The sequence below is a fragment of the Pseudomonadota bacterium genome (assembly GCA_039193195.1).
Classification (GTDB): domain Bacteria; phylum Pseudomonadota; class Gammaproteobacteria; order Steroidobacterales; family JBCBZW01; genus JBCBZW01.
Map to the genome: position 1 here is coordinate 1 of JBCCWS010000023.1, position 22,578 is coordinate 22,578.

Annotated in this window: 21 protein-coding genes; 13 read left to right on the top strand and 8 right to left on the bottom strand. The window is 63.4% G+C overall.

What is annotated here, in order from left to right; genetic code table 11:
• A partial coding sequence (locus tag AAGA68_16890) for a transposase (protein MEM9386738.1) occupies positions 1 to 315 on the top strand: 315 nt, incomplete at its 5' end.
• Positions 316 to 807: 492 nt separating this feature from the next.
• Here the strand turns inward: AAGA68_16890 and AAGA68_16895 are convergent.
• Entirely contained in the window at positions 808 to 1,071 is a 264-nt protein-coding gene (locus tag AAGA68_16895; protein MEM9386739.1) for a hypothetical protein, read from the bottom strand.
• Between the two features lie 71 nt (positions 1,072 to 1,142).
• On the opposite strand from AAGA68_16895, the gene AAGA68_16900 reads away from it, so the two are divergent.
• The 3 genes from AAGA68_16900 (at position 1,143) to AAGA68_16910 (ending at position 4,153) form a co-directional block, all read left to right on the top strand.
• Entirely contained in the window at positions 1,143 to 1,481 is a 339-nt protein-coding gene (locus AAGA68_16900) for a thrombospondin type 3 repeat-containing protein (GenBank protein MEM9386740.1), read from the top strand.
• 711 nt (positions 1,482 to 2,192) lie between these two features.
• The gene (locus AAGA68_16905; GenBank protein MEM9386741.1) at positions 2,193 to 3,224 is read left to right on the top strand and encodes a hypothetical protein; all 1,032 of its coding nucleotides are present in this window, start codon (positions 2,193 to 2,195) and stop codon (positions 3,222 to 3,224) included.
• Complete coding sequence (locus AAGA68_16910; GenBank protein MEM9386742.1) at positions 3,221 to 4,153, top strand: hypothetical protein; 933 nt, start codon at positions 3,221 to 3,223, stop codon at positions 4,151 to 4,153. Before AAGA68_16905 ends, AAGA68_16910 begins: the two co-directional genes overlap by 4 nt.
• Here the strand turns inward: AAGA68_16910 and AAGA68_16915 are convergent.
• A complete protein-coding gene (locus tag AAGA68_16915; protein ID MEM9386743.1) occupies positions 4,143 to 4,769 on the bottom strand; it encodes a hypothetical protein in 627 nt (208 codons plus the stop codon). The genes AAGA68_16910 and AAGA68_16915 overlap by 11 nt on opposite strands.
• A gap of 350 nt (positions 4,770 to 5,119) precedes the next feature.
• The gene (locus tag AAGA68_16920; protein ID MEM9386744.1) at positions 5,120 to 5,587 is read right to left on the bottom strand and encodes a hypothetical protein; all 468 of its coding nucleotides are present in this window, start codon (positions 5,585 to 5,587) and stop codon (positions 5,120 to 5,122) included.
• Positions 5,588 to 5,868: 281 nt separating this feature from the next.
• On the opposite strand from AAGA68_16920, the gene AAGA68_16925 reads away from it, so the two are divergent.
• Positions 5,869 to 7,767 carry a M1 family metallopeptidase gene (locus tag AAGA68_16925; GenBank protein MEM9386745.1) on the top strand — a complete coding sequence of 633 codons (1,899 nt, stop codon included), beginning with the start codon at positions 5,869 to 5,871 and terminating at the stop codon, positions 7,765 to 7,767.
• Positions 7,768 to 7,860: 93 nt separating this feature from the next.
• Here AAGA68_16925 and AAGA68_16930 read toward each other — a convergent pair whose 3' ends face one another.
• Positions 7,861 to 8,478, bottom strand: a complete 618-nt coding sequence (locus AAGA68_16930) for a biliverdin-producing heme oxygenase (protein ID MEM9386746.1) — start codon at positions 8,476 to 8,478, stop codon at positions 7,861 to 7,863.
• A gap of 379 nt (positions 8,479 to 8,857) precedes the next feature.
• Between AAGA68_16930 and AAGA68_16935 the strand changes: the two genes are divergently transcribed.
• Together AAGA68_16935 and AAGA68_16940 are read left to right on the top strand one after the other, a co-directional pair.
• Complete coding sequence (locus AAGA68_16935; protein ID MEM9386747.1) at positions 8,858 to 10,072, top strand: NAD-dependent formate dehydrogenase; 1,215 nt, start codon at positions 8,858 to 8,860, stop codon at positions 10,070 to 10,072.
• A 112-nt stretch (positions 10,073 to 10,184) separates the two neighbouring features.
• A complete protein-coding gene (locus AAGA68_16940) occupies positions 10,185 to 10,838 on the top strand; it encodes a protein-S-isoprenylcysteine O-methyltransferase (protein MEM9386748.1) in 654 nt (217 codons plus the stop codon).
• Between the two features lie 818 nt (positions 10,839 to 11,656).
• Here AAGA68_16940 and AAGA68_16945 read toward each other — a convergent pair.
• Genes AAGA68_16945 through AAGA68_16955 form a run of 3 tightly spaced genes read right to left on the bottom strand, consistent with a single transcriptional unit; the run spans position 11,657 to position 13,858 of the window.
• A complete protein-coding gene (locus tag AAGA68_16945; GenBank protein ID MEM9386749.1) occupies positions 11,657 to 11,953 on the bottom strand; it encodes a DUF3325 family protein in 297 nt (98 codons plus the stop codon).
• A 17-nt stretch (positions 11,954 to 11,970) separates the two neighbouring features.
• Positions 11,971 to 13,611 carry a PepSY-associated TM helix domain-containing protein gene (locus AAGA68_16950; protein MEM9386750.1) on the bottom strand — a complete coding sequence of 547 codons (1,641 nt, stop codon included), beginning with the start codon at positions 13,609 to 13,611 and terminating at the stop codon, positions 11,971 to 11,973.
• A gap of 4 nt (positions 13,612 to 13,615) precedes the next feature.
• On the bottom strand, positions 13,616 to 13,858 hold the full coding sequence (locus tag AAGA68_16955) for an iron transporter (protein MEM9386751.1): 243 nt from the start codon (positions 13,856 to 13,858) through the stop codon (positions 13,616 to 13,618).
• Between the two features lie 158 nt (positions 13,859 to 14,016).
• Between AAGA68_16955 and AAGA68_16960 the strand changes: the two genes are divergently transcribed.
• From AAGA68_16960 to AAGA68_16985, 6 genes are all read left to right on the top strand, one after another.
• A complete protein-coding gene (locus tag AAGA68_16960) occupies positions 14,017 to 14,298 on the top strand; it encodes a sigma factor-like helix-turn-helix DNA-binding protein (protein ID MEM9386752.1) in 282 nt (93 codons plus the stop codon).
• Positions 14,299 to 14,378: 80 nt separating this feature from the next.
• The gene (locus AAGA68_16965; protein ID MEM9386753.1) at positions 14,379 to 14,621 is read left to right on the top strand and encodes a hypothetical protein; all 243 of its coding nucleotides are present in this window, start codon (positions 14,379 to 14,381) and stop codon (positions 14,619 to 14,621) included.
• A gap of 112 nt (positions 14,622 to 14,733) precedes the next feature.
• A complete protein-coding gene (locus tag AAGA68_16970; GenBank protein ID MEM9386754.1) occupies positions 14,734 to 16,434 on the top strand; it encodes a hypothetical protein in 1,701 nt (566 codons plus the stop codon).
• A gap of 212 nt (positions 16,435 to 16,646) precedes the next feature.
• A complete protein-coding gene (locus tag AAGA68_16975; protein MEM9386755.1) occupies positions 16,647 to 17,285 on the top strand; it encodes a sigma-70 family RNA polymerase sigma factor in 639 nt (212 codons plus the stop codon).
• Positions 17,266 to 18,339 (top strand): FecR domain-containing protein, encoded by a 1,074-nt coding sequence (locus AAGA68_16980; protein ID MEM9386756.1) that lies wholly within the window; start codon positions 17,266 to 17,268, stop codon positions 18,337 to 18,339. Before AAGA68_16975 ends, AAGA68_16980 begins: the two co-directional genes overlap by 20 nt.
• Before the next feature lie 310 nt (positions 18,340 to 18,649).
• Entirely contained in the window at positions 18,650 to 22,003 is a 3,354-nt protein-coding gene (locus AAGA68_16985; GenBank protein ID MEM9386757.1) for a TonB-dependent receptor, read from the top strand.
• A 42-nt stretch (positions 22,004 to 22,045) separates the two neighbouring features.
• On the opposite strand, the gene AAGA68_16990 is transcribed toward AAGA68_16985, so the two are convergent.
• The gene (locus tag AAGA68_16990) at positions 22,046 to 22,459 is read right to left on the bottom strand and encodes a PaaI family thioesterase (GenBank protein MEM9386758.1); all 414 of its coding nucleotides are present in this window, start codon (positions 22,457 to 22,459) and stop codon (positions 22,046 to 22,048) included.
• Positions 22,460 to 22,578: the final 119 nt, after the last annotated feature.

The window sequence follows — 22,578 nt, forward strand, 5'->3', positions numbered from 1 at the left end:
CGCGAATATGCTTCTGGGGGGAAGTCTCACCGGTTCGGGATCACGCGCCAGGGCAATCGCTACCTACGTACCGCGTTCATCGAGGCGAATCAGCGGGGGTGTCGCACGCTGACATTGAGCCGCGACACCGAGGCTCGTCGAGTCGGGACGCCAATGGAATTCATCGCAATCGCCGATCGCTGCCTGAAAAGGTTGCACAAGAAGCACTATCGAATGCTCAATGCGGGCAAACACGTCAACAAGGTCAAAGTCGCATGCGCTCGAGAGATGGTCGGGTTCGTATGGGAATCCCTGCGCCTGGCCGCTAGTAAATGACTTGCAAAAAAATTAGGTCAAGATTTCGATTGTTTACCTGATGAGCCCTAGAAAGGCGAGGGATAAGAGGACCTCGGGAAGCCCACGCATCCTTCCATAGGATGTAACCGCCCTCCATGGCGGCCACATGCACCTGAGGATAGGTAGTGGTAACCCCGACAGCGGACACATCTTATTGCGTTAACCAGCACGCGGATACGAGGATGCAAGTCCAAGGTCTTGACCCACTCGCCCACTCAGCAACCTCGCCAGGTTGACAACGGGGGCGTCTATACGAGGAAGGATAAACGCCCTCCTCAGAGTATCCCACGCTCCCTGAGGCCCGCCGACCGCCCTTCCGCCGAGCCGGTACGGCGTCGTCTACGCCTGCGGCCCACACGCACAAACTGAATTTCCAGCACGCTTACCAGCAGCGCGGTGAGCTGCTCCGGATCAAGGGCACTGTGGAACTGCAGCTCCACCCCCTGAGCGAGCTTCACCGTCAGCGCGGCGCTAGCCGCAGGGGCCGCGTGCGAAGGCGAGGTGACTGCGACGAAGTTTGCTTCGGCCCCTACGCTTGCAACCTGGCGAGCGCTTGAGCAGGCCACGCTTGGCGAGGACGCGCTTCCAGTCGTAGAGGTGGCGGACGTTGAGTTCCTTGGCCTCCGCGTAAGCGGCTAGTGTAGCGCCTTGCGCTTCGGCACTCTGCAGGTGCTGTAGCCAGTAGCGTTCTCGTTTATCAGTGGTGGTCGGACTGGCTTGCTTGCGTCTTGGCATCTCGGCGGCTCCGGGCGATGGGTGTGCCAGGAGGCTGAAGCCGTTAAGCTAGAAGGGGAAGTACGCCGGAGATGTGGTGCCTGACGCCTGTGACCGAGGGCGGCGGCGATCCGACGGACACGGATCTCGACGGCATTCCTGACGATCAGGACAACTGCATCGAGCGCCGTAACGCCAACCAGCGTGACACGGACGGTGGCGGCATCGGCAACATCTGCGACGGAGACTTCGATCAGAGCTGCTTCGTCAACGGCGCCGACTTCACCATCTTCCGCGACAACTTCGGCACCGCAAACCCAGACACGGATCTGAACGGCGACGGCACCACCAACGGTGTCGACTTCCGGATCTTCCGTGGCCTGGTTGGCGCGGCGCCGGGGCCGAGCGGTGTGCCTAACGCCTGTGACTAGGTGCGCGAACGCGCCTACGGTCCGCTCCTAGCCTGCTAGGTGGCGGCACCAGAGAGGCCCGCAAGTGTTCTTGCGGGCCTCTTTTTTTTGCTGCGTGCATTGGCGGAGACGCCGGACGCAAGGATCGCATATGATCACCACCAGAAACAGCAGCACTACTGGTGGCGCGTCCCCCTGCCCACCGCCCCACCCGCACCGTTCAAGGCCCGGAGGTCAGACTGGAGACTACGGTGCGGAGCACTAACTAACGTCCTGCCATCAGGCAGGCCCTACTGTAGTGATGACGGGACCCAGCGCCCTTGTTCAAAATGGAGTACGCCGATAGCGACAATCGATACGGTGACCGCGAAGGCGGCTCGCAACCACACTCGGCTGTCGATACGATCTCACGTCTTAGGTCAACGAACAGCTAGGGCTGTAATGCAAAACGATCAACTAACCTACAGCGACACGTTACGCGCCCAACGCCCGCGCGGTCGGTTACCGTACATGGCAGTTCTCCTGGTCCTTGTTGCCAGCGTTTTCGCAACCGCCCCCGGGATGAGTCGAGAGGGCAGCACGTTGCATGAGATCTGCCCCGATCCGACCCGTAGTCAGCACGCTAGTAGCGCCTACCGTTTCGGATACGAGTCATGGGCCTGGCAGGAAAGCTACCAATCGGGGTTTTCCGTTTGCAGCTGTGTTCGAAACAACGGCCAACGCCCCCTACATGTGAATTGGGAACGGATCACCTTCGGCTGGATTCCTCCGGGCGATTTGCTGGGTCGCCTCAGTTACTACAAGACCGGAGGGCACACGACGGAGAAAGTGCCACTATTTTTCGGTCATGGCCCCGAGCGCATCGTGGTACCAACAGTGTTCAGCGACGCTGAACGTGTGGCCAGCCTAGATTATGGATCAACTCGATCAGGGTACCGCACCGCCGCTGGCAGCATGCCTGCCAGACAAGGCGACCCCGATCGATTGGTCACAGTTGGCAGGGTCTGGATCCCCGACCAGAGATTCCTCGCAAACTTCGATGGAGAGACCCTCGAGGAACTAATTGCAAGCGTGGACAGGCCGGAGAGCCTGATCCCTGTCGACTTCCGGTTCGAGTCGGAACTCACCCCAACTCCATCCGGTTCGGTCGTAGTGAAGCAGTGGTGTAGCTATCAATTTGGAGGAGCGAAGAAAGACACCTTGGGAGAGGTGCAACTGACCGCACCCTATAGCAGAAGCGCCGGGAGCGCGCTGCGCGTTTACAGCCAAGCAGAAAATCTTGCCGATCACGAAGATGTACGCGTGCGACGGGTCGCGGAGATGATCGTGGCGGCACCCGAACCCACCGCTGGCAAGTACCTCCATCGTCACCCGGCCGGCCCTAGATGGAAGGAAGAAATGCAATCTGACACTGAAGCCTATGAACGTCAGTACAATCAACTGGTTGCGACCATCAAGGCAGCCGCCCGCTTGGATCCGACGTACTTGGAGGCTCACCCCGACGATAGCGTGCGCGAGTTTGCGGCGTTGATTTCGCCCAGTGCCATTACGTTTAGAATTGAGAGTTCAGCGCTTCATGGCCTGCTGCTAAGCGATGGTGAACGGCTCCCGGGGTGGGAGGGGCGCGAAGTCGTACTTTCCGGAGAGTCGGCTGTGGACAACCCTGCGTCTGTCCAGACTAGCGAAACAAGCGTCCTTCTTTCCACCAAGGAGGGCAAAATCCAGTTGGCCGAATTTTCGCTGGCCTACTACAAAAGAAAGTGAATGCCCTTAAAGTGCTGGGTTGGGTGTCGGTTGTGGTGCTTTCAGCCGCCCTACCTTGGCAACACAAGCTTACCGGCGTGGAGCTTATCCGGGAGTACTTCCAGCCCGTGACGGGGCGGGTGGCCTCACTAGTTGGCGGCACCTGTTCCGCCGCCTCACTCGCCTTGATTTTGGCGAATGCAAGGCTCGTCGGGAACCGTCCGAACAAGGTAATTCTCTATGGCGTGCTTGGTCTACTCGTCTCGCTCTTTGTTTGCGCGCTGCTTAGTTCTACATTAGGCAAGGTGTTGTTCCCACCCGAGTGGGTCACCGTGGTCCTTTGGATGGTGTGGCGCTTGGCTTTCATCCTAGCGTTCGCTTGCGCCGGAGTCTCCATTGCCGCTGTAGTAGCCCTACGTCAGAACCGAGCAGCAACGAGCAGTCAAGCACCTAGGGTTAAGGCACCTTCCGCCGTCGCTGGGAAGTTGGGTACGTTAGTACTATCAGAAGAGTATCTGATTGCGTTCTCTTACCCTGGAACTGCAGCGGAGAACATTGAGCCGATTGCAGCCAAGCTTGAAGAGGAACTTGGTGAGGGCTCGGTTTTCGCATACACGCAGATGCGGATCGACCCCGCTTCGCTCGACTTCGATGAGACACTAGCAGAAATTTTCCGCAGAGCGAGAATCATCGTACCGGTTCTCGCCCGCGGCGCCGATACAAGCCGTTGGCTCCACCATGAGTCCAGAGAAATTCGGGTCAGGCGATCGGTGGAGCGATCCGACACCATCGTAGTTCTACGTTGCGACGACGTGAGAGTAGATTGGTTTCGCCCTGAAATCGATGCGTGTATCGACTTGCGAGTCAAGTCGATTGACCATGCCTTCGAGGCGATTCTGTACAGGGTCCTGAACACGCACCGCGCGCGAACAAACAGTGTCACTGATTGAGTCTAGGTGCACGCTGGGCGTAATCTGCCGATAGGATTTCTTCGCTAAGGCAGGAGCGGGAAGGAACCAACGATATGACCTGGACTCCGGCACCCGAATCCAGGGCGTCCAGCCTACGCGTCCTACCGATGCTACAAATCGTGCAAGTTCTCGAGTACGTAGAAGGTAACCTGATCGAAGTCTTCCCCATCGCCCGTGCTGTTCTGCGTGTAAGCGTGTAAGCGCCGGCCCTAAAGAACATCCACTCGTGGGGAACGTCGTAGCCACTGTTCTGCTCGCGCATGTCGACATAGTGGTGGCCGATGATCGGGCCGCTACCGTCACCGCACCTTAGCGCCACATCGATGCGGGCGCCGCGTTGGACGATCTCGTAGGAGAAGATCTCATCCAGCGCGATTCCATTCGCCGGATTCTCATCGTCGACGGGCGCATCGTCCGGGTCACTGTTCGCGGGGCCTAGCACCGGAAAATAGAGGTCGTCCGCATTGCGGATCTCGTGCGCCATATAGACGAAGCCGCGTTCGTTCTCGGGGTCGTGGGTGCCGATGCGCGTATTCCTGCCTCGAAACATCTGGCGCAACTCACTGCGCGTGTTGGTGGAGCGCACGGTGGTCATAGCCTTGTTCGGTGCAGTGAACACGAGGTGTCAATGCTGATCCAGATAGAAGAAGTCAGCATGGGAGTAGGTGCGAAGGGCACTGACGGCGACCTCGTCCACCTTGCCGTCGTTGTTGTCATCCAAGGGCAGCGTGAGCTTCCAGAACCGAAGGTCGAAGCTATCCGCCGGATGCGCCGCGTAAGTAGTCGATTACATCAACAGTGCCAGCGCCAGGGCGCCAGCCAACGAACGCACAGACATAGGGTCCATAGGCTATCTCTCTATAGTTGGCACAGGCAGCTGGGCCCAGGTCGACCCGCGACGCGAGGCAAGCACTATCGACTCGCCTCGCACTCAACCCCGGTGGACTAGAACTTGCCCCTTAGGCCAGGGAACAGGCGCGGTCCATAGCTCAGCGTCTGGAAGGTGTTGCCCTCGACGGCACGATCGTCGAAGCGCGCCTCATCGAGTATGTTCTTGGCCTCCAGGCTAACCCGCAGGTTGTCGGTTAGGTTGTAGCGCATGCACACGTCCAGCCGCTGATTGGCGCGTGTGTAGCGGATCCTCCCGAAGGCATCTCGGGCGAAATGCTGGAAGTACCCAGAGCGCGTGTTGTAGATCGCCTGGACGAACCAACGATCGTTGCTCCAGAACAGCTGCGTCGACGTCACGTGGTTGGACAGGCCAAAGAGGTTGGCGGGAGGCACAATGCCGACCAAGGCCGTCTCCGTGATCTCACCCGTTTCCTGATCGACGGTCACCTCAACACCGTCCCCACCGTTCTGATCCTCGAATTCGAAGGCGGAGTCGGCGTAGCCCTCCTCAGAGTATCCCACGCTCCCTGAGGCCCGCCGACCGCCCTTCCGCCGAGCCGGTACGGCGTCGTCTACGCCTGCGGCCCACACGCACAAACTGAATTTCCAGCACGCTTACCCACTTTCGCCTCCGCCCCTGCTGGTGCGTCGCAAGCGATACCGCAGCGCCCGCCGTGCCGCGGCCACTCCGAACGTACTATGCAAGGGTGGCTGCCATCGGCTTTGGGTGGCAGGAGTCACGTAGCGAAACGCTGGCAGAGCCCGCACACTGCGCGATGTCATCCGTGCCGAGGAGATTTTTGGTGTCCCGATACCGCCGCTTCGCCCCCGCCCTCGTCATTGCCCTGGTGACGGCGAGTGCTCTCACCGCGTGCTCGCGGCCGCCCGCGTACGACATCGATGCCCAGACGGACGCTGGGGACGTGCACAGCGCGGCGTCCGCCACGCCCTTCTCGACGTACCACATGGCACTGGACCTGACCGTTGACTTCGAGCGCAAGGTCATCGAGGGCAACGCCCTGCTTCGGCTCGAGCGCACGGGACCGGGAGAACGCCTGGTGCTGGACACGCGAGACCTCGCTATTACCGCCGTGCGTGCCGGCAACGCGCAGGGCATGTCGCCCGCGCCCTTCGAACTCGGCGAGACCGACCCGATCATCGGCACCCCCCTTCGCATCACCCTGCCGGCAGATGCGAATCGGGTCGAAGTGACCTACCGCACCTCCCCCGAAGCCTCGGGCCTGCAATGGTTGGAGCCGCGGCAGACTGCCGGCAAGCGCCATCCGTTCCTGTTCAGCCAGGCGCAGGCGATTCACGCCCGCAGCTTCGTGCCCCTGCAGGACACGCCGGCGATTCGCTTCACCTACGAGGCCACCGTGCGGGTGCCCCGCGGCCTGCGCGCCGTGATGAGCGCGGACAATACCCCCGAGCTTGCCTCTGACGGCGTCTACCGCTTCCAGATGCCACAGCGCATCCCGAGCTACCTCCTAGCGCTCGCCGTAGGTAAGCTCGCCTACCAACCGATGAGCGACCGCACGGGCGTGTACGCCGAGGTGGAAATGCTGGAGCGCGCCGCCTACGAGTTTGCCGACACGCAACGCATGCTCGACATCGCCGAGCGCGACTACGGCCCCTACAACTGGGGGCGCTACGATCTGCTGATCCTGCCGCCGAGCTTCCCCTTCGGTGGCATGGAGAACCCGCGCCTGTCCTTCGTCACGCCCACGGTGATCGCGGGCGATCGCAGCCTCGTGTCGTTGATCGCCCACGAACTCGCTCACTCCTGGTCGGGCAACCTCGTCACCAACGCAAGCTGGCAACACCTGTGGCTCAACGAGGGCTTCACCACCTACCTCACCAACCGCATCATGGAACGGGTGTACGGCAAGCAGCGCTACCAGATGGAAATGGCCCTCGGCTACGACGCCTTGCAGGCGTCTCTCGAGGATCTGCCCGCCGAACAGACGCGCCTGGTGTTCCCCACGGAGGGTCGCGATCCGGATGCGGTGTTCTCGGACATTCCGTATGAGAAGGGAGCCCTCTTCCTCCACGAGCTGGAAACGCTGATCGGTCGCCCCGCCTTCGACGCCTTCCTCCTCGACTACTTCCAGCGCTTCGCCTTCCAGAGCATCGACACCAACACCTTCCTCGAGCACCTCGACGACACCCTCCTCGCCGAGCACGACGACGTGCTGGATCGCGACCGCATCCTCGAGTGGATCTACGCCGCGGGCCTTCCCGCCGGGGCGCCCGCACCCACCTCCGAGGCCTTCGTACGCGTGGAGGCGACGCGCGCGCAGTGGCTATCGGGCGAGACCGCGGCGACCGAGCTATACACCGGCCCCTGGACCTACCACGAATGGAAGGCTTTCCTCGACGGCATGCCGGAGCGCCTGAGCGACGCCCAGCTGCGCGCGCTCGACGAGGCGTTCAAGCTCACGCGGGCGCGGAACAACGAGATCGCCTTCTCCTGGCTGCTGATCACGATCCGCAACGGCTACGCGCCTGCTGATGGGCGGGTCGAGGCGTTCCTGACCTCCGTTGGCCGCAATAAGTATCTTACGCCCCTGTACCGCGCCCTAGTGGAGGCGGGACGTGAAGAGGAAGCTCGACGGATTTTCGATGCTGCGAAGGACGCCTATCATCCGCTTTCGGTAAAGGTGAATGGCGGGTTGGTGTATGGCGAGGACGCCCCTCGATAACTCCGGCGCGCTCGCGAGCAGGCGGCGGCCACACAGCTAGCATGTGGCACCTGCGCGGCATAGCGCGCGCAGGACTTGACCGTAACCGACGTCCTACAAACGCGAACCGGTGCCGAAGGCTGGGGTCTCGGGCGACTGCAGAGGTACGTAGGCAGCTGCCTGCTCAACGTGCCGCGCAAGGGTGTGGAAGGTGCGCATCGCCGCGTCGCACAGGTCCTCGTAGTCCGCCTCCGACACGAGTTCCAGCTGTGCACACAGGGCGAGCCAAGTGGCCTTAGCGACGCCGTCCTGCAAGAACCGGCGAGGGGCTTGCGGAAGCGAGAGCGCCACTTGGCGAGCCAACATACGCCCGCCGAAGCCCGCCCCTTGCAGCACGTACAAGGCGCCGAGCACGGCCGGTGTGGACTCCAACTCAAGGGCATCCTCACCGAGGGCCGTCGGCATCTCCTCGAGGGTCGCCAGGTCCTCGTGTAGCGCGTCCACCTGCGGCCGCAGCGAGAGCTCCGGGTGGGCCCGAAGCCGCTCGCGGCTGGCCTCCACGGCGCCATAGAACCCTGCGTAGGCGCTTAGGATCACGCGGTAGGTCTGCGTGGGGAGATCCTCACTGGCCAGCGCGCCGAGCACCGGGTGGTGATGAAGAGACTCGTGCACCGGCCCTGTGTCGTGGGCTAGGCGCTTGCGCACCGACTCGAACTCTTTCACTTCGCTCATACTCGCTCTCGCTTTAGCCTTCCAAAGCTCCGCCGCGCACCCGCAGTAGTGTCAACTTTAGCTGACAACCGCACTTCACGACACCCTCGTGTGCCGGCAGTGGCGCGGCACACGACGTTTCTTTCCCTGCCACGGACCACGCGACTACCCGTGCGCCGACGCGGCGTTGATACGGTAACGTGCCACAAAGTTCACCTGCGCAGCCACCAGGATCTGACTTAAGTGCCTGTTTCGCCAACACGTGATTGCGGCAAAGTGTGATCTGCGCGTGGGCGACGCAAGCGCCGGTGAAGCGCTTTGACTCCCATGCTGGGGGCGATTAAAGTGCAGGTAATAATTAAGAATCATTTCGATTCGTAACTGCAACGGAGCATACCCAATGGCGGCAGAACCCATGAAGATCCTCTGCGTTCTCTACGACGACCCGGTCAGCGGGTTCCCCAAGACCTACAGCCGACCGGACGTCCCCAAGCTCGAGGCCTACCCAGACGGCACCACCCTCCCCACGCCCCAGGGCATCGACTTCACGCCCGGTGAACTGCTGGGCAGTGTCTCCGGCGAGCTCGGCCTGCGCCCCTTCCTCGAGCGCCACGGACACACCCTGGTGGTGACCTCGGACAAGGACGGCCCGGACTCCGCGTTTGAACGCGAGCTGGTCGACGCGGACATCGTCATCTCCCAGCCCTTCTGGCCTGCCTACCTCACCGCCGAGCGCATCGAGAAGGCCAAGCGCCTCAAGATGGCGGTCACCGCCGGCATCGGCTCGGACCACGTCGATCTCGAGGCCGCTGCCAAGCGCAACATCACCGTGGCCGAGGTCACCTACTGCAACAGCATCAGCGTGGCCGAACACGTGGTCATGCAGATCCTCGCCCTCGTGCGCAACTTCGTTCCGTCCTACCAGTGGGTGGTCGACGGCGGCTGGAACATCGCGGACTGCGTGTCCCGCGCCTACGACGTGGAAGGCATGCACGTGGGCTCCATCGGTGGTAGCGGTCGCATCGGCCGTGCGGTGCTTGAGCGAATGAAACCCTTCGGTGTGCACCTTCACTATCAGGATCGCCACCGCATGGCGCCGGAGAAGGAAGCCGCCCTCGGTGCGACTTACCACGAGAACGTGAAGGACCTGGTCAAGGCCTGTGATGTGGTGAGCATCAACTGCCCGCTGCACCCGGAGACGGAGCATCTGTTCGACGATGAGATGTTCTCGATCATGAAGCCCGGGGCTTACCTCGTGAACACCGCCCGCGGCAAGATCTGCGATCGCGACGCCGTCAAGCGCGCCATCGACAGCGGCAAGCTGGCCGGTTACGCGGGTGATGTGTGGTTCCCGCAGCCGCCGCCAAAGGACCATCCGTGGCGCTCCATGGACCACCACGCCATGACCCCGCACACCTCGGGCACGACGCTCTCGGCCCAGGCGCGCTACGCTGCCGGCACCCGTGAGATCCTCGAGTGCTTCTTCGAGGGCAAGCCGATCCGCGATGATTACCTCATCGTGCAGGGCGGGCAGCTCGCGGGCACGGGAGCGCACTCCTATAGCCAGGGCAACGCTACCAGCGGTTCTGAGGAGGCGGCCGCCTTCTCGAAGTAGCCGACCAGGATTCCGGCGCGAACTGTGTTTCGCGCCGGCATTCGCGACGCCCGTCGTCAGATCTGCAACGGGGACATCTCGCCTAAACCGCTCGACCGTTCGGAGGAACTTCATGCCACTCTTCCTGAGACTGCTCGGCGGCATCATCGCGTGCACCGCCATCGGTGCGGTGCTCTTGCGTTGGCAAGTCAACGGCTGGGGGTCGATCGCCTGGCTACTCTGCGCGGTGCTAGTCACCGTCATTCGACAGCCCTACGCCAAGCGCACCGCGGGCAACACGATCACCGAGACACACGCCGCCTCCACCGAGAAGCTGTTGCTCGGCCTGGTCATGATCGGCGGCACGTTCCTACCCCTCCTCCACCTCGCCACCGGTGTACTGGCCAGTGCCAACTACACGCTACCCACTTGGGCGCCGCTCATCGGTGTCGCAGCGCTGGTGCCAGGGCTGTGGTTGTTCTGGCGCAGCCATGATGACCTCGGGCGCAATTGGAGCGTCACCACGCAGATCCGGGAAGACCACAGCCTCACGAGCCAGGGCGTATACGAGCGCGTACGCCATCCCATGTACACGGCCATCTGGATCCTCTGCGCCGTGCAGCCGCTGTTCGTGCACAACGGGATCGCCGGCTTCAGTGGCCTCGTGGCCTTCGCGCTCCTGTACTTCGTGCGCGTGCCCTACGAGGAGGCGATGATGCGAGAGCGTTTCGGCTCCGCCTACGAGGCGTACTGTGCTCGAACAGGACGCCTGTTCCCGAAGTTCTAGAGCCAGCCGCTATCCTAACCAGGGCGTACGCAACGTAACGGGCGCGTGTACGGTCGACGGCGCATCGGGTCAACATCGGCCGATGCAGCGTCTTGGCGCCAAGTCTGCTTCGCCGCCACCAAGAGCCAACGCTACCACCAACGCCCGACGCAAAGGTTAGTCCGGCGCAGGACAAGCATCTGCCATGGATGCCGGCGATGGATTCGGGGGCGAAGTCCGCCGATCGCCGGACGCGTTGAGGCGCCATGGACCAAGACTCAACCATCGAGGAGAGCACCCACAATGACCTTTGATTCCGCGACTCCCGTCCTGCAGGTCTCTGATGTCGCCAGGAGCATAGCGTGGTACCGAGCAGTCCTAGGGTTTGACAGCTCAGCGTTCCCCGAGAGCGAACCGTACAGCTTTGCGATACTCAACCGAGATAGGATAGAGCTAATGCTCCAACTAGCGACGTCTTCTGAGAGATTGAGCCACGAGGGATGGTCCACCTACATCCGCCTGAAGGGCCATCAGCTACTAGAGCTCGCGAATCACATTCGTAGCAAGACAGCACTCACCCGAGAGCCCGAGAGAATGCCGTATGGGGATGTAGAGTTCGCTGTCGCCGATCCCGACGGACACGAAATTGTACTGAGCGAGCTACTGCCCGAGAGAGAGGCGGTCCCTGCACCTAAAGAACGGTAGTCTGCTGGGTCTTGACCACCGGCGTTGCGAACGCAACTGAGTGAAAGGAGACACGGTAAGGCGCACAGGCCTATCCGCCCTCGCCGCTTCGCACTGGCGTCATTTCCCTGCCAGCCCGCTGGTGAACGCAACGCCTAGCGTCGACGGCCCTTTGCAGGTGCAGCCACCCCTCGCTTCCAGGTCGTGTATAGGGCGATGAGCCAGCTTCCCAGGAACGCCCACGCGAGGAACGTCGCCAACCCGATCCCCAAGCCGTACTGCTGCGCACCGGCCGTCGCGGCGCCGGCCAGAAGAACGCTGCCGACGCCTCTCGCCGCAAGCTGCCATGGACGGCCAAGCGTACGCTTGATGATCACCTGGGACTGCTTCGGCTGGGACACAGCCAAGCAGAACGCACCCGCCAGCGTCACGGCGAAACCGAGCCAAAACACCCGATAGGGCCCCTGCCCTAGTCAGCGGGTGCTTGCGGCACCGAGGCCGCGCGGGCGCCACCGCCCGCCACGGCGGACGAGTGCTCACGCGCATCGCTGCCGAGGGCACTCTCCAGCGACGGCGTCATGTTGCGCAGGACGATGAACACGGCGCCCGCGAACATCAACACCGCGATGTCGAAGCCAGCCCTCACCCAATCGCCCTCGCGTAGGGATGCGATTAGGTGCGCGTTCGTCGTGAGCGCGTCAACCACGGGCAGCAGGGCGAAGGTGGCCCCAAGCGCCGCGAGCTGCTCACGCCAGGCCTGCCCCAGCTCCCGGAAGCCGGCATGAAAGAAACTCGCAAGCCACACCAGGAACAGGCAGTGCATCTCCCACTCCGGGCGCCCCTCGAGCCCCAGCGGAAGCAGTCGATTGGCCCAAAAGTACGCCCCAACGCCAAGGGGCAGGCCCACGATTATCGCTAGATTCGTGCGCTCGACGAACTTCAGCCCGTTGCCCGCCACGCCCTTCTTGCCGAGGCGCGTGCGACGCTTCTTCGCCCACAGGATCATGCCGGTCGCCACCATGGCCGCACCGATCAATCCGCTTAGGAAGTACAGCCAGCGCAGGTGGATGTTCGCGAAATGCCCCTCGTGCAGGGCGAGGGCCCCGCGCGTGAACACGACGTCGGCGCCCAGGCGATGCTCGGGACGGTCCAGCATCTCACCGGTGATGGCGTTGAACTTCATCACACCACTGCCGCGGGACAGGCCCTGGCTGTGCTGCCCCACGTGGAACAGTGCCACGCGATCGCCGCGGTTCTCGAGGTTCACGTAGCGGATCGACTCGGCCGGCCACACCTGTTGTGCCTGCGTCATCACATCGCCCACGCTAGCCATGCTCGCCTGCTCGCCGCTGGGTTCCACCGGCTCGTAGTCCGGATACAGGTGAGCACCGATCTGCTCAGTGGCGTCTTCCACGCCCATGGAGAGCGCCGCGACGCCGGGCATGTAGTCGAAGGTGTAAAACACCAAGCCCGAATAGGTGATCATTAGAAGGAAGGGCAGCGCGAGCACGCTGCTGATGTTGTGCCCATCGAGCCACGAGCGCTGGCCCTTACCCAAGCGCAAGGTGAAGAAGTCGACGAAGATCTTCTTGTGGATCACGATCCCTGTGATCAGCGCGATGAACATGAACATCGTGGCAACGCCCACAATGTAAATGGCCACGCGGTAGGGCATATAGTGGAGCGAGTAGTGCATCGCGTAGAGCGCGTCGCCGCCCCCGGTCTCGCGCGCCTGCAGGGGCTGCCCGGTGCTCGGGTCGAGATCGCCCCGGACGAACTTGTCGCCCTTCTCGTTCTCCTCAGGCAGCGCCGCGTAGTAGTAGAGGGCGGGGTGGCGTTGCGTCGGGAAGGCGATGAAGAAACGCGTCGCCTCTGGCGCTGCCTGCGCGAGATAGGCGAAGCCGGCCTCGGCCATCTCGGAATGGCTGGGTACCTCGGCGGAATGCAGCTTCTGCTCGGGCTGCATCCAGTGGTTGACCTCTGTTCTGAAGTAACCGAACGAGCCGGTGATGAAAATGAAGTACAAGAGCACGGACAGCACGAGGCCGATCCAGGTGTGGAACCAGGCCATCGACTGGCGGAAGCTGCCCTTGAATCCTTGCGTGCTCATTCCACTACCTCACGAGGAGCGCCACACCGAGCGCTGCTAGCGTACTAAGACCGAGTTGGAGGGTGACCTTACGCAGGGACCCGGCGGCGAAGACCCACATGGCCACGGCGCACCAGGCGACGAAGCCGATCAACGTCACTACGTGCACCGCCTGCGCAATGGGCATTAAACCGACGGCGGCAAGGCCCATCGCGCAGCAGGCGCCCACGGCGCTGACGAAGAAGAACCCGCCTACCGACGCTAACAAGGAGCGCGCGACGACGCCCCACCGGGAACTGTTTCGCTGATCTTTTTCTCGAGCGTTAGAGGCCACAGCATTTGCGAAGCGAGTAGCGCTTGTTGAGAACCGTTCTTATTACTCAATGTAACACAAGCCCCCAACCCCCACTAACGCCTGCTTTGCGAATGCCGCCTGACCGTACGTGGGTCGACACCCCCAGTCCGGTCCGGGATGTCGCCAACGACCAGCTGGAGATCATCAATGTGGCTCTCCGAGCGATGCCTGAGAAGAGGTGGCACGTCTTCGTCCTGCATCGATTGGATGGCAAGAACCTATCGGCGGTCGCACCCCAACTGGGGGTCAGCCGCAGCGCGGCGGCTAAGCACCTCGTCCGGGCGATGGAGGACATCGATCGCACTCTGGAAGATGGTCGCCTTGAGAATGGGAAGGCCGAAGATCATGCGTAGCGGGAGCGAGTCATGCCGGAACACATCGCCGTCGGCGACGCCGAAGAACATCCGCCGCACGGCCCACGCGTGGAATCGCGGTGTGGCGCAGCGGGCGCCTCATCTACGACGGCGCTAGCCTTGCCGAGGTGGTCGCTGACGTGCAACGGCACGCACCCTTCCCCATCACCCTTCAAGGGGACTTCTTAGCACTCACGGCCACCGCGTGGATGGCCGTGTTCGCACCCGGCGTCGCGCTCTTGATGTTGTCCAAGTACGCCGGCCTGGTTGGCCTGGCTAGCGCTGGACAACACCCCATCGTTAAAGTCGCACTTGCCCCTTGAGTCCGTACACTCACGCAAAGCGGGTGAAGCCCGCCTCAGAAGCAATAAGCCTCTCGCGACGACCCGGTGCACAAGCACTAGATCGCCTTCCGACACTCAAGGAGGAGTACAGATGGAACATAAGCTCACCCAGCGAGCGGTGACGCCTCTTAGAGGGACGCTGGCGAGAACTGTCGCCTACGCATTCCTATGGTCGGCAAGTGCGCCCGCCGGAGTCTTCCCCGCGCAGATCAGTGTGAGCAGCTTGGCACCGGAGAACGGCGGCGATGGTTCCACGGGCTTTGTCATCGCACCCTTCGAGCCTTTCGCCTCGCTCGGTTTCCCGGTCTCCACGCTGGGTGACTTCAACGGCGACGGCGTGGATGACGTGGTGATCGGTACTGGCCTTTTCTCCACGGGCCGACGCCCCTTGACCTACGTACTGTTCGGCAATCCCGCGGGCTTTCCAGCGCGCTATGAGTTGGGCGATTTGCGCCCCGGCAGCGGCGGCGACGGCAGCGAGGGCGTGATTCTGCTCGGTGCGCGCATCGACGAGAACACGGGCGGCCTCGACCGTGCCGACGATCTCAACGGCGACGGTTTCGCGGACCTCATCATCGGCGCGGCAAACATCGCGCAAACGGGCCAGGCGTACATCGTCTTCGGCGCGGACGACTACGGCCCCCTATTCGATCTCGGCACCTTGTTCCCCGCACTCGGCGGCGACGGTAGCCGCGGTGTCGTGGTGTTGGGCGAAGCCCAGGGGGACGACTTTGCCCTCGACGTGGCCTATGCGGGGGACATTAACGCCGACGGACTGGGGGACGTCGTAGTAGGCGCACCCCGCCTCTCCCGCGGTGGCCTCGACGACCTTGGTGCCGCTTACGTTCTCTTCGGTGCGGATGCGAGCCTTTCGCCATTGGTTTCTGCGCGAGGCTTGCGCGAGGAAGCAGGAGGCGACGGCACCGACGGCATCGTGCTCACGAACGTTGTGGAAGATGGGCATGCCGGCGAGTTTGTAGGCGGCGACGGATGCGACATCAATGCGGACGGCATAGACGACGTCGTGGTCAGCACCGCGATACAAGACGGCGGTGACACCTTCGTCTATTTCGGCCGCCAAGGCGGGTTTCCGCCGAGCTTCAGGCTCACGGATCTCTATCCCGGTGCTGGCGGGGACGGTAGCGAGGGTTTCGTGATCGACAAGCTGCCGATCGGTTTCCTACAAGGTGACATCGCGTGCGCCGGTGACGTGAACGCCGACGGCATCGACGATCTCCTACTCGCCCAGGCCGTCGCTTCCAATGGCGATGGCGTGGGCCGTGTGATCGTCTTGTTCGGTCGCAGCACCCCCTTTCCGCCGCGCATCGATTTGCGCACGCTCACTATTGCGGGTGGCGGTGACGGAAGCGAAGGCGTCGTGCTGTTCGGTGCTGCCGGCGAGGTGGCCGTATCGATCGGGGCGGGGTTCACCGTCGCAGGCCTAGGCGATGTTAACGGCGACGGTGTCGACGACTTCGGTATCGGGGATCTGTTGGGGGTACCACAGTCACCTGGCGTTGCCCACGTGGTCTTCGGTCGCAGCGAGGGCTTCCCTGCAGAATTCGCCCTGCGAGATCTGTTTGCTGCCAACGGTGGCGATGGCAGTAGGGGCTTCGTCATCACCACGCCTGAGTTCGACGCAGCTCTCGCGTCAATCGATTCGGCAGGAGACCTCAACGCTGACGGTCTCAGTGACATCATCGTGGGTGCCTTCGGGGCAAACGCCGACGATGGGGAAGCCTACATTATCTACGGCCGGTCGCCACCAGAGCTGGACGAAGACACTGACTGACGCGGGTTGGCCCCAGCTTGCGTCGCCGCCGCCGCGCGAATCGACAGCGTCGCCAGGAGAAGAGCGAGCCCCACGCCTCGCCGCCTTAGGGCGCGAGCACGCCGCGTGCCTATCCCGCATATACTGCGGCCAATTGCACCCCCGGCGCCGCGTGAAATCGCCCTGCCCGGAAAGTGCGGGGATGGATTGCAGTACGGCCGGGGTTTGGCAATTTGGACACGACTAAGCACCAGCGTCTAGCGGGCGGTGAGACGCCTTCACCGCAGCGGCAGGAGCTTGCGACGCGCACCGAACCTCAGCGCACGATTGATTCAGAGCTGAGCTCTCTCGGGGCGCTTCATCGCGATCACTTCGCCGCCCTGACGCAGTACTTGCGCCGCCAGTTCGGACCAGGTCCACCCGAACCAGACGATATCGCCCAGCAGGCATTTCAACAGCTAGCGGAGTACCCAAAGCTCGAGTCGATCCGCGACCTGCGCGCCTTTCTTTGGCGCACCGCGCGCAACCTCGTCCTGAGCGAAAAGCGCAACGCGGCGGTCCGCGGGCGACACGACCAGGCCTTGGGCCATTGGCATACCGCTGGCCAAGGTAGCGATAGCTCGCCCGAACGCGTCTTACTGGTAGAAGAGCAAGTTCGCGCGATCGATCAGGCCCTGCAGGCGATGCCCGAGCGCAGACGCACGGCGTTCGTCTGGCATCGCGTCGACGGTCTGACGGCCACGGAGATCGCACGCCGCTTCGGCATCACGCGGGCAGCGGCGATGAAGCACGTAGCCAAAGCAGCATTTGAGATAGACACGGCGCTGCGCCAACTCATGGGGGGAGACTCGGATGACACGGGGGACGTCTGAGCAGAGCGACGCGCAAATCCGCGCGGCGGCGTTCGAATGGCGAGCGTTGTTCGATGCCGAGTTGGTCACGGCGGCCCAGCGGCGTGAGTTCGAGCAATGGCTGGCGCACGATCCGGCGCATGCGAAGGCTTACGAATACGCTAGTCAGGCATGGCATGAATTCGGTCAGCTACGACGCGAAGATCTGTCGCCGGCGCTGCGCCTTGCCACGCCCGGGGCATCCGGTCCTGCCTCACCTGACCTCGCCGAAGGGGCTGCCCGGCGGAGCCGTCGCCATCTGCCGGTGATCGCCTGGGCGACGGCGGCCGCCGCGGTGGTCGCTGTCGGTCTCGCCACAATCCCGTTCAGCCAGCGCAACGACGCGCTAGCACCCAGGGCATCCGCGCCGGTGGTCGAACGGTATGAATCGCCTCGCGGCCACGCACGCACCATCGTGCTCCCAGACGAGAGCGAGCTCACCTTGGCGTCGGCAACCCAGATCGAGGCGGTCTTGCGGCCCGATGCACGCGAAGTGCGGCTGATATCCGGGGCCGCCGTGTTCGATGTCGCCCCGGATGCCGCCCGGCCGTTCACTGTCAAGGCTGGGGCCCTGGAAGCGCGAGCCGTCGGCACGGTGTTCGAGGTGCGGAACAACGGCGGTGTGTACCGCGTCGCCGTCCGGGAGGGGCAGGTGGAAGCACGGTTCCCCTACATCCTCAACGAGCAGCCGACGTCACTCGCCCGACAGGCATCCCTAGGGCCAGGCGAGCACGTTGCCGCCACCGCCGCGGCCGGGCTCGGCGCTGTTGAGCCATTCCCGCCACACCACTTTGCCGCGTGGGAGCTTGGCAGGTTGGTTTACGTAGGCGCCACGCTGGCGGAAATCGTCGCCGACGCAAACCGCTATTCCCCCACGCCGATCACCTTGGCGCCGGAGGTGACACGCCTCCCTTCTAGTCGCGTCACCGTGTCCTTCGCCGCCGACGACGTCGAGCAGATGCTGAGCACACTGATGGACATCTTTCCCGTCGCGCTCACCGACTCACCTGACGGTCGCGTCTTCATCCCGCAGTAAGGCGACCACGTCCCAAGCCCCAACGCGAGCGGGCGCCAGCTGCCGCCCAATGACGGGACTTGCGCTTCCGTAAGCCCGTATTTATCCCATCGGATGACGAATTTTGAGGGTCGTGGGTATCGATCCCCCTCACTTGCGAGTCGAGTCCTGTGAGTGCTGCGAGTGATTCGCGTTCGCAGCTGTGGAACAGAACGTCTCGAGTGGACTGCTGACGCGCCGAGCGTCGCGGCAGCGGGCTGCAGGTTTTTGGGCAGCTGGCGCTTCTCGGGCCTAGCCCAGACCAGACGCTGGATGGAAAGAGGGATCTATTTTGGCACGGACCAATCAACTTCTTCGCGGTGCGTTTTTGCGCGCGATGGTGGCTATGGCGGCGGTAGCCTGCCTGTCCACGGCTTCGGCACAACCCACGGCGGGCACGCAAGCTAGCGCCCTGCAAGTCGACATCGCCGCTGGGCCCCTGGCGAGCGCCGTGTTGGAGATATCGCGACGCTACGAGATCAACCTGGTGGTCTCCGACGCGCTCCTCAAGGGCAAGTCCGCGCCGGCAATCACTGGGGCACTCAGTGCCGACCAGGCCCTGGATCGGGCCCTGGCCGGGTCTGGCCTCACCGTCAGGCAGAATGCCAGTGGCGCCTTCGTGATCGCTCGCGCCGAGCGATCATCCACCACGGCCCGGCCCGCAAGCTCAAGCGGCCAGACGGATGTGCAGGAGACGCTCGTGGTCACGGGCACGCGGATCGAGCGCACCGCGAGCAATGCGCCGTCACCGGTGGACATCGTCACCGCCGAGGAGCTCACCCGCCTCGGCCTCACGGACAACACGGAGGCCCTGCGGTTCGTGCCTGCCCTCCAGCAGTCCTTGAGCCTCACGGCTAACAACACCATAAGCTTCGGGAACTTCCTTGACACGGGTCTCGCCAGCCTGGACCTGAGGGGCCTCGGCCCGGAGCGCACGCTGGTGCTCGTCAACGGCCGTCGGCACGTCGCCGGCTCCCCAGGCACGGCCATCGTCGACGTTGGGACGATTCCGGCCGCGTTGCTCGACCGGGTCGAGGTGCTGACGGGTGGCGGCTCATCCATCTACGGGGCGGATGCCGTTACGGGCGTGGTCAACTACGTGCTGAAAGACGACTTCGAAGGCCTCGCGTTCTCCTCCAACTACGGCCTCCCCACGCAGGGGAGCGACGGGGAGGCGGTGTTCGCGTCGCTCACCCTCGGCGGCAACTTCGCCAAGGATCGAGGCAACGCGGTGGTGAGCATCGAGTACAACCGCCAGGACAACCTGCCCGTAGCGGACCGAGACTTTCTGGCCAACCGTTCGGGCATCGCCTCCAACAACGCGGCGCTGTCCGAGTTCCTCGGCGTCAACCCCGACTTTGCCAACGTCCTCATTCCAGACATTCGCGACGCCGCCGTGGCGCGAGACTCCAATCTGGCCCTAAGCCTCACGGGAAACACCTTCGACGCCATCGTCGCCGGCGGCGGCACCTTCGGCGGCTTCCCTGCTTACCAGCTGTTCGATCGCACCACGGGTGAGCTGCGCGCCTTCGACCTCGGCATTCAGGACGCCTCGCTGTTTCGCTTCCAGGGCGGCGATGGCGTCACGGTCTTCAACCCTAACGCCGACGGTATCCCGCAGACCGAACGGGTCATCGTCAACGCCCTAGCTGACTACGACATTCGCCCTGGCGTGAACGCCTATGTCGAAGCCAAGTACGCACGCTCGGATATCACCGCCAGGGGCAGCTTCGGGGTGACCTCCTTCAATCTACCCATCGGCCGCGACAACGCCTTCCTGCCCGACAGTCTCGCCGCCCAATTCGATGATCTGGCGACCCAAGGCCTCGACCCGTCCCTGGTGGTCAACTTCTCCCTAGGCGACCCCGCGCTCGTCGAGCCCGGCGAAATCGACCGCGAGACCGTGCGCCTGGTCGGCGGCGTACGGGGCGATGTGTCCAGCGGATTCGCTTACGACCTCTCCGTCAACTACGGCCGCACCACGACGTCCGCCACCACCAATGATGAGATCCTGCTGGACCGGTTCTTCGCTGCCATCGACGCCGTTGTCGATCCGGCGACGGGGAACATCGTGTGCCGATCGACGCTGGATCCGGAAGCGCCCTTGACCCTCGCTGAGGAGCCTTTCCCCATCAACCCCGGGGCGACGACCTTCGATCCCGCGAGCGGCGCCTGCGTGCCTACCAACATCTTTGCACCGCTAACGCCTGAGCAAGCGGCCTTCTTTGGCACATCGCTCACCTCGAACTTCGAAATCGACCAGCTCGTCGTCAATGCCACCATCACCGGCAACAGCGAAGACCTCTTTACGCTTCCCGCCGGCGCCATCGGCTACGCCGCGGGCCTCGAGTACCGCGATGAGAGCAGCCGCTTCGAACCCGATGCGCTGGAACTGGCGGGCTTTGGCGAGTTTGCCGCGTTCGGCGACATTCCCGAGATCGTGGCCGGGGGCTTCGACGTCATCGAAGGGTTTGCCGAGATCAGTGTGCCGGTGCTTTCCGGTCAGCCCCTCGCGCAGCGCCTGGACCTCGATGCCTCGGTGCGCCTAGCCGACTACAGCACCGTGGGAAGCGCCACCTCCTTCGCCTTCGGCGGCATCTGGCAACCTGTCGCCGACCTTCGCGTGAGAGCCTCCTACAACCGGGCGATCAGAGCACCCAACATCGCTGAGCTCTTCTCACCTCAGGCGGCCGACTTCGCGTTCGTCGTCGGCAACCAAGATCCCTGCTTCGCCGACAACTTGGACGACGGCAGTGAGTTCCGCGCGGGCAACTGTGCTCAGCTCACGCCGCAGGACTTCGATCCAGGGCTCTTCGCCACCTCGCCGCTGACCACGGGCGGCAATCCAGACCTCGACGAGGAGCGAGCGGATACCTTTACCGTGGGGTTTGTGGTCACGCCAACGGTCGCGCCCGGGCTCACGCTCATTGCTGATTACTACGACATCAGCATCGACAATGCGATTCAGCTGAACCCCAACCGCTTCGCCGTCATCAACAACTGCGTCGACGCGCCGACGATCGACAACGCCGCCTGCGCAGCCGTGCCCAGGGATCCCGTGACCGGCGTCATCCAGTCCGTGCAGTCCACGGCGCTCAATCTTTCCGCCTCGAGCACCCGCGGGATCGACTATCAGTTCAGCTACCTCTTCGGCCTTAACCGTGCACCGGAAGCGGGCCTTGGCACGTTCCGGGTGGATCTCGCCGGCAACTACCTCATCGAACGGGAGGAGACCGGCTTCGAGGGGATTCCAGCATCCTTCGACGTGTTGCGCGGCGAAGTGGGTCGCCTGGGCACGCCGGCGTTTCCGAGGCACTTCTTGAACGCCTCCCTGAGCTGGAGCAAGGGCCCTTGGAGCGCCGACTACGGCTTCACCTACCAATCGAGCACCACCTTCGGCTTCTTCGGCATCGGGGCAGAGGAGATAGATGCAGATCCCCTGCTGATCAACGTGGCGGAGACGGGCGATGCGTTCGTCCACTCTGTCGGCGGCGCGTACGACGTGAGCGAGGGATTGCGGTTGTTCGTGCGAGTCAACAACCTGACTGACCGGGAGCCCTTCGCGGTTGGGGGGCCGAACCAACGAGTGCGCCCCACCTCGTTCCTTGGACGCACTGTGCAGTTCGGCGTGCAAGGACGTCTCTAACGGTAGCGGATCGACGACTGGAGTCGGCTGCGGTGGAGGGGTTCAGCGCGCTGAGGGACTGGGCAGGATGTAGGTGCCCTGGGCGGTCGCACAGGGCGCGTCGATGTTGTCGTCGGTCCAGACCTTGACCGTGCCGACGACACTGCGGCGGCTGCGGCCGTCGAGGCTCGCTGTAGCGTACAACTCGCCCCCGACGGCGGGTCGCAGGAAGCGGATCGACAGCTCTGAGGTGAGCGCGAGCAGTTCGATGCGATCGATCGCCCCGAACACGAGATACCACAGCGCGGCGTCCGCCGCGGCAAACTGCGTCGGCCCGGACACGTAACCCCCCGGGCGCAGCGCCCCATCGCCTGGGCGCAGCATGGCCGTGGCGTGCCTGTCGCTCACCTCGATACATGAGGTGCGCGCGTGCGGCCACTCCGCGCTGACGGCGGCGTTGATTGCATCCGGTGTCATCGGTTCTTCCCTAGGTCGTTAACGTGGGCAAACCGATGCTCGTGCCAAACCGCTCGCCTCGTCAATTACCGCGTCGCCAGTGTGCCTGAGCCCCAACACGCTCCCCCCTCACAACCGTT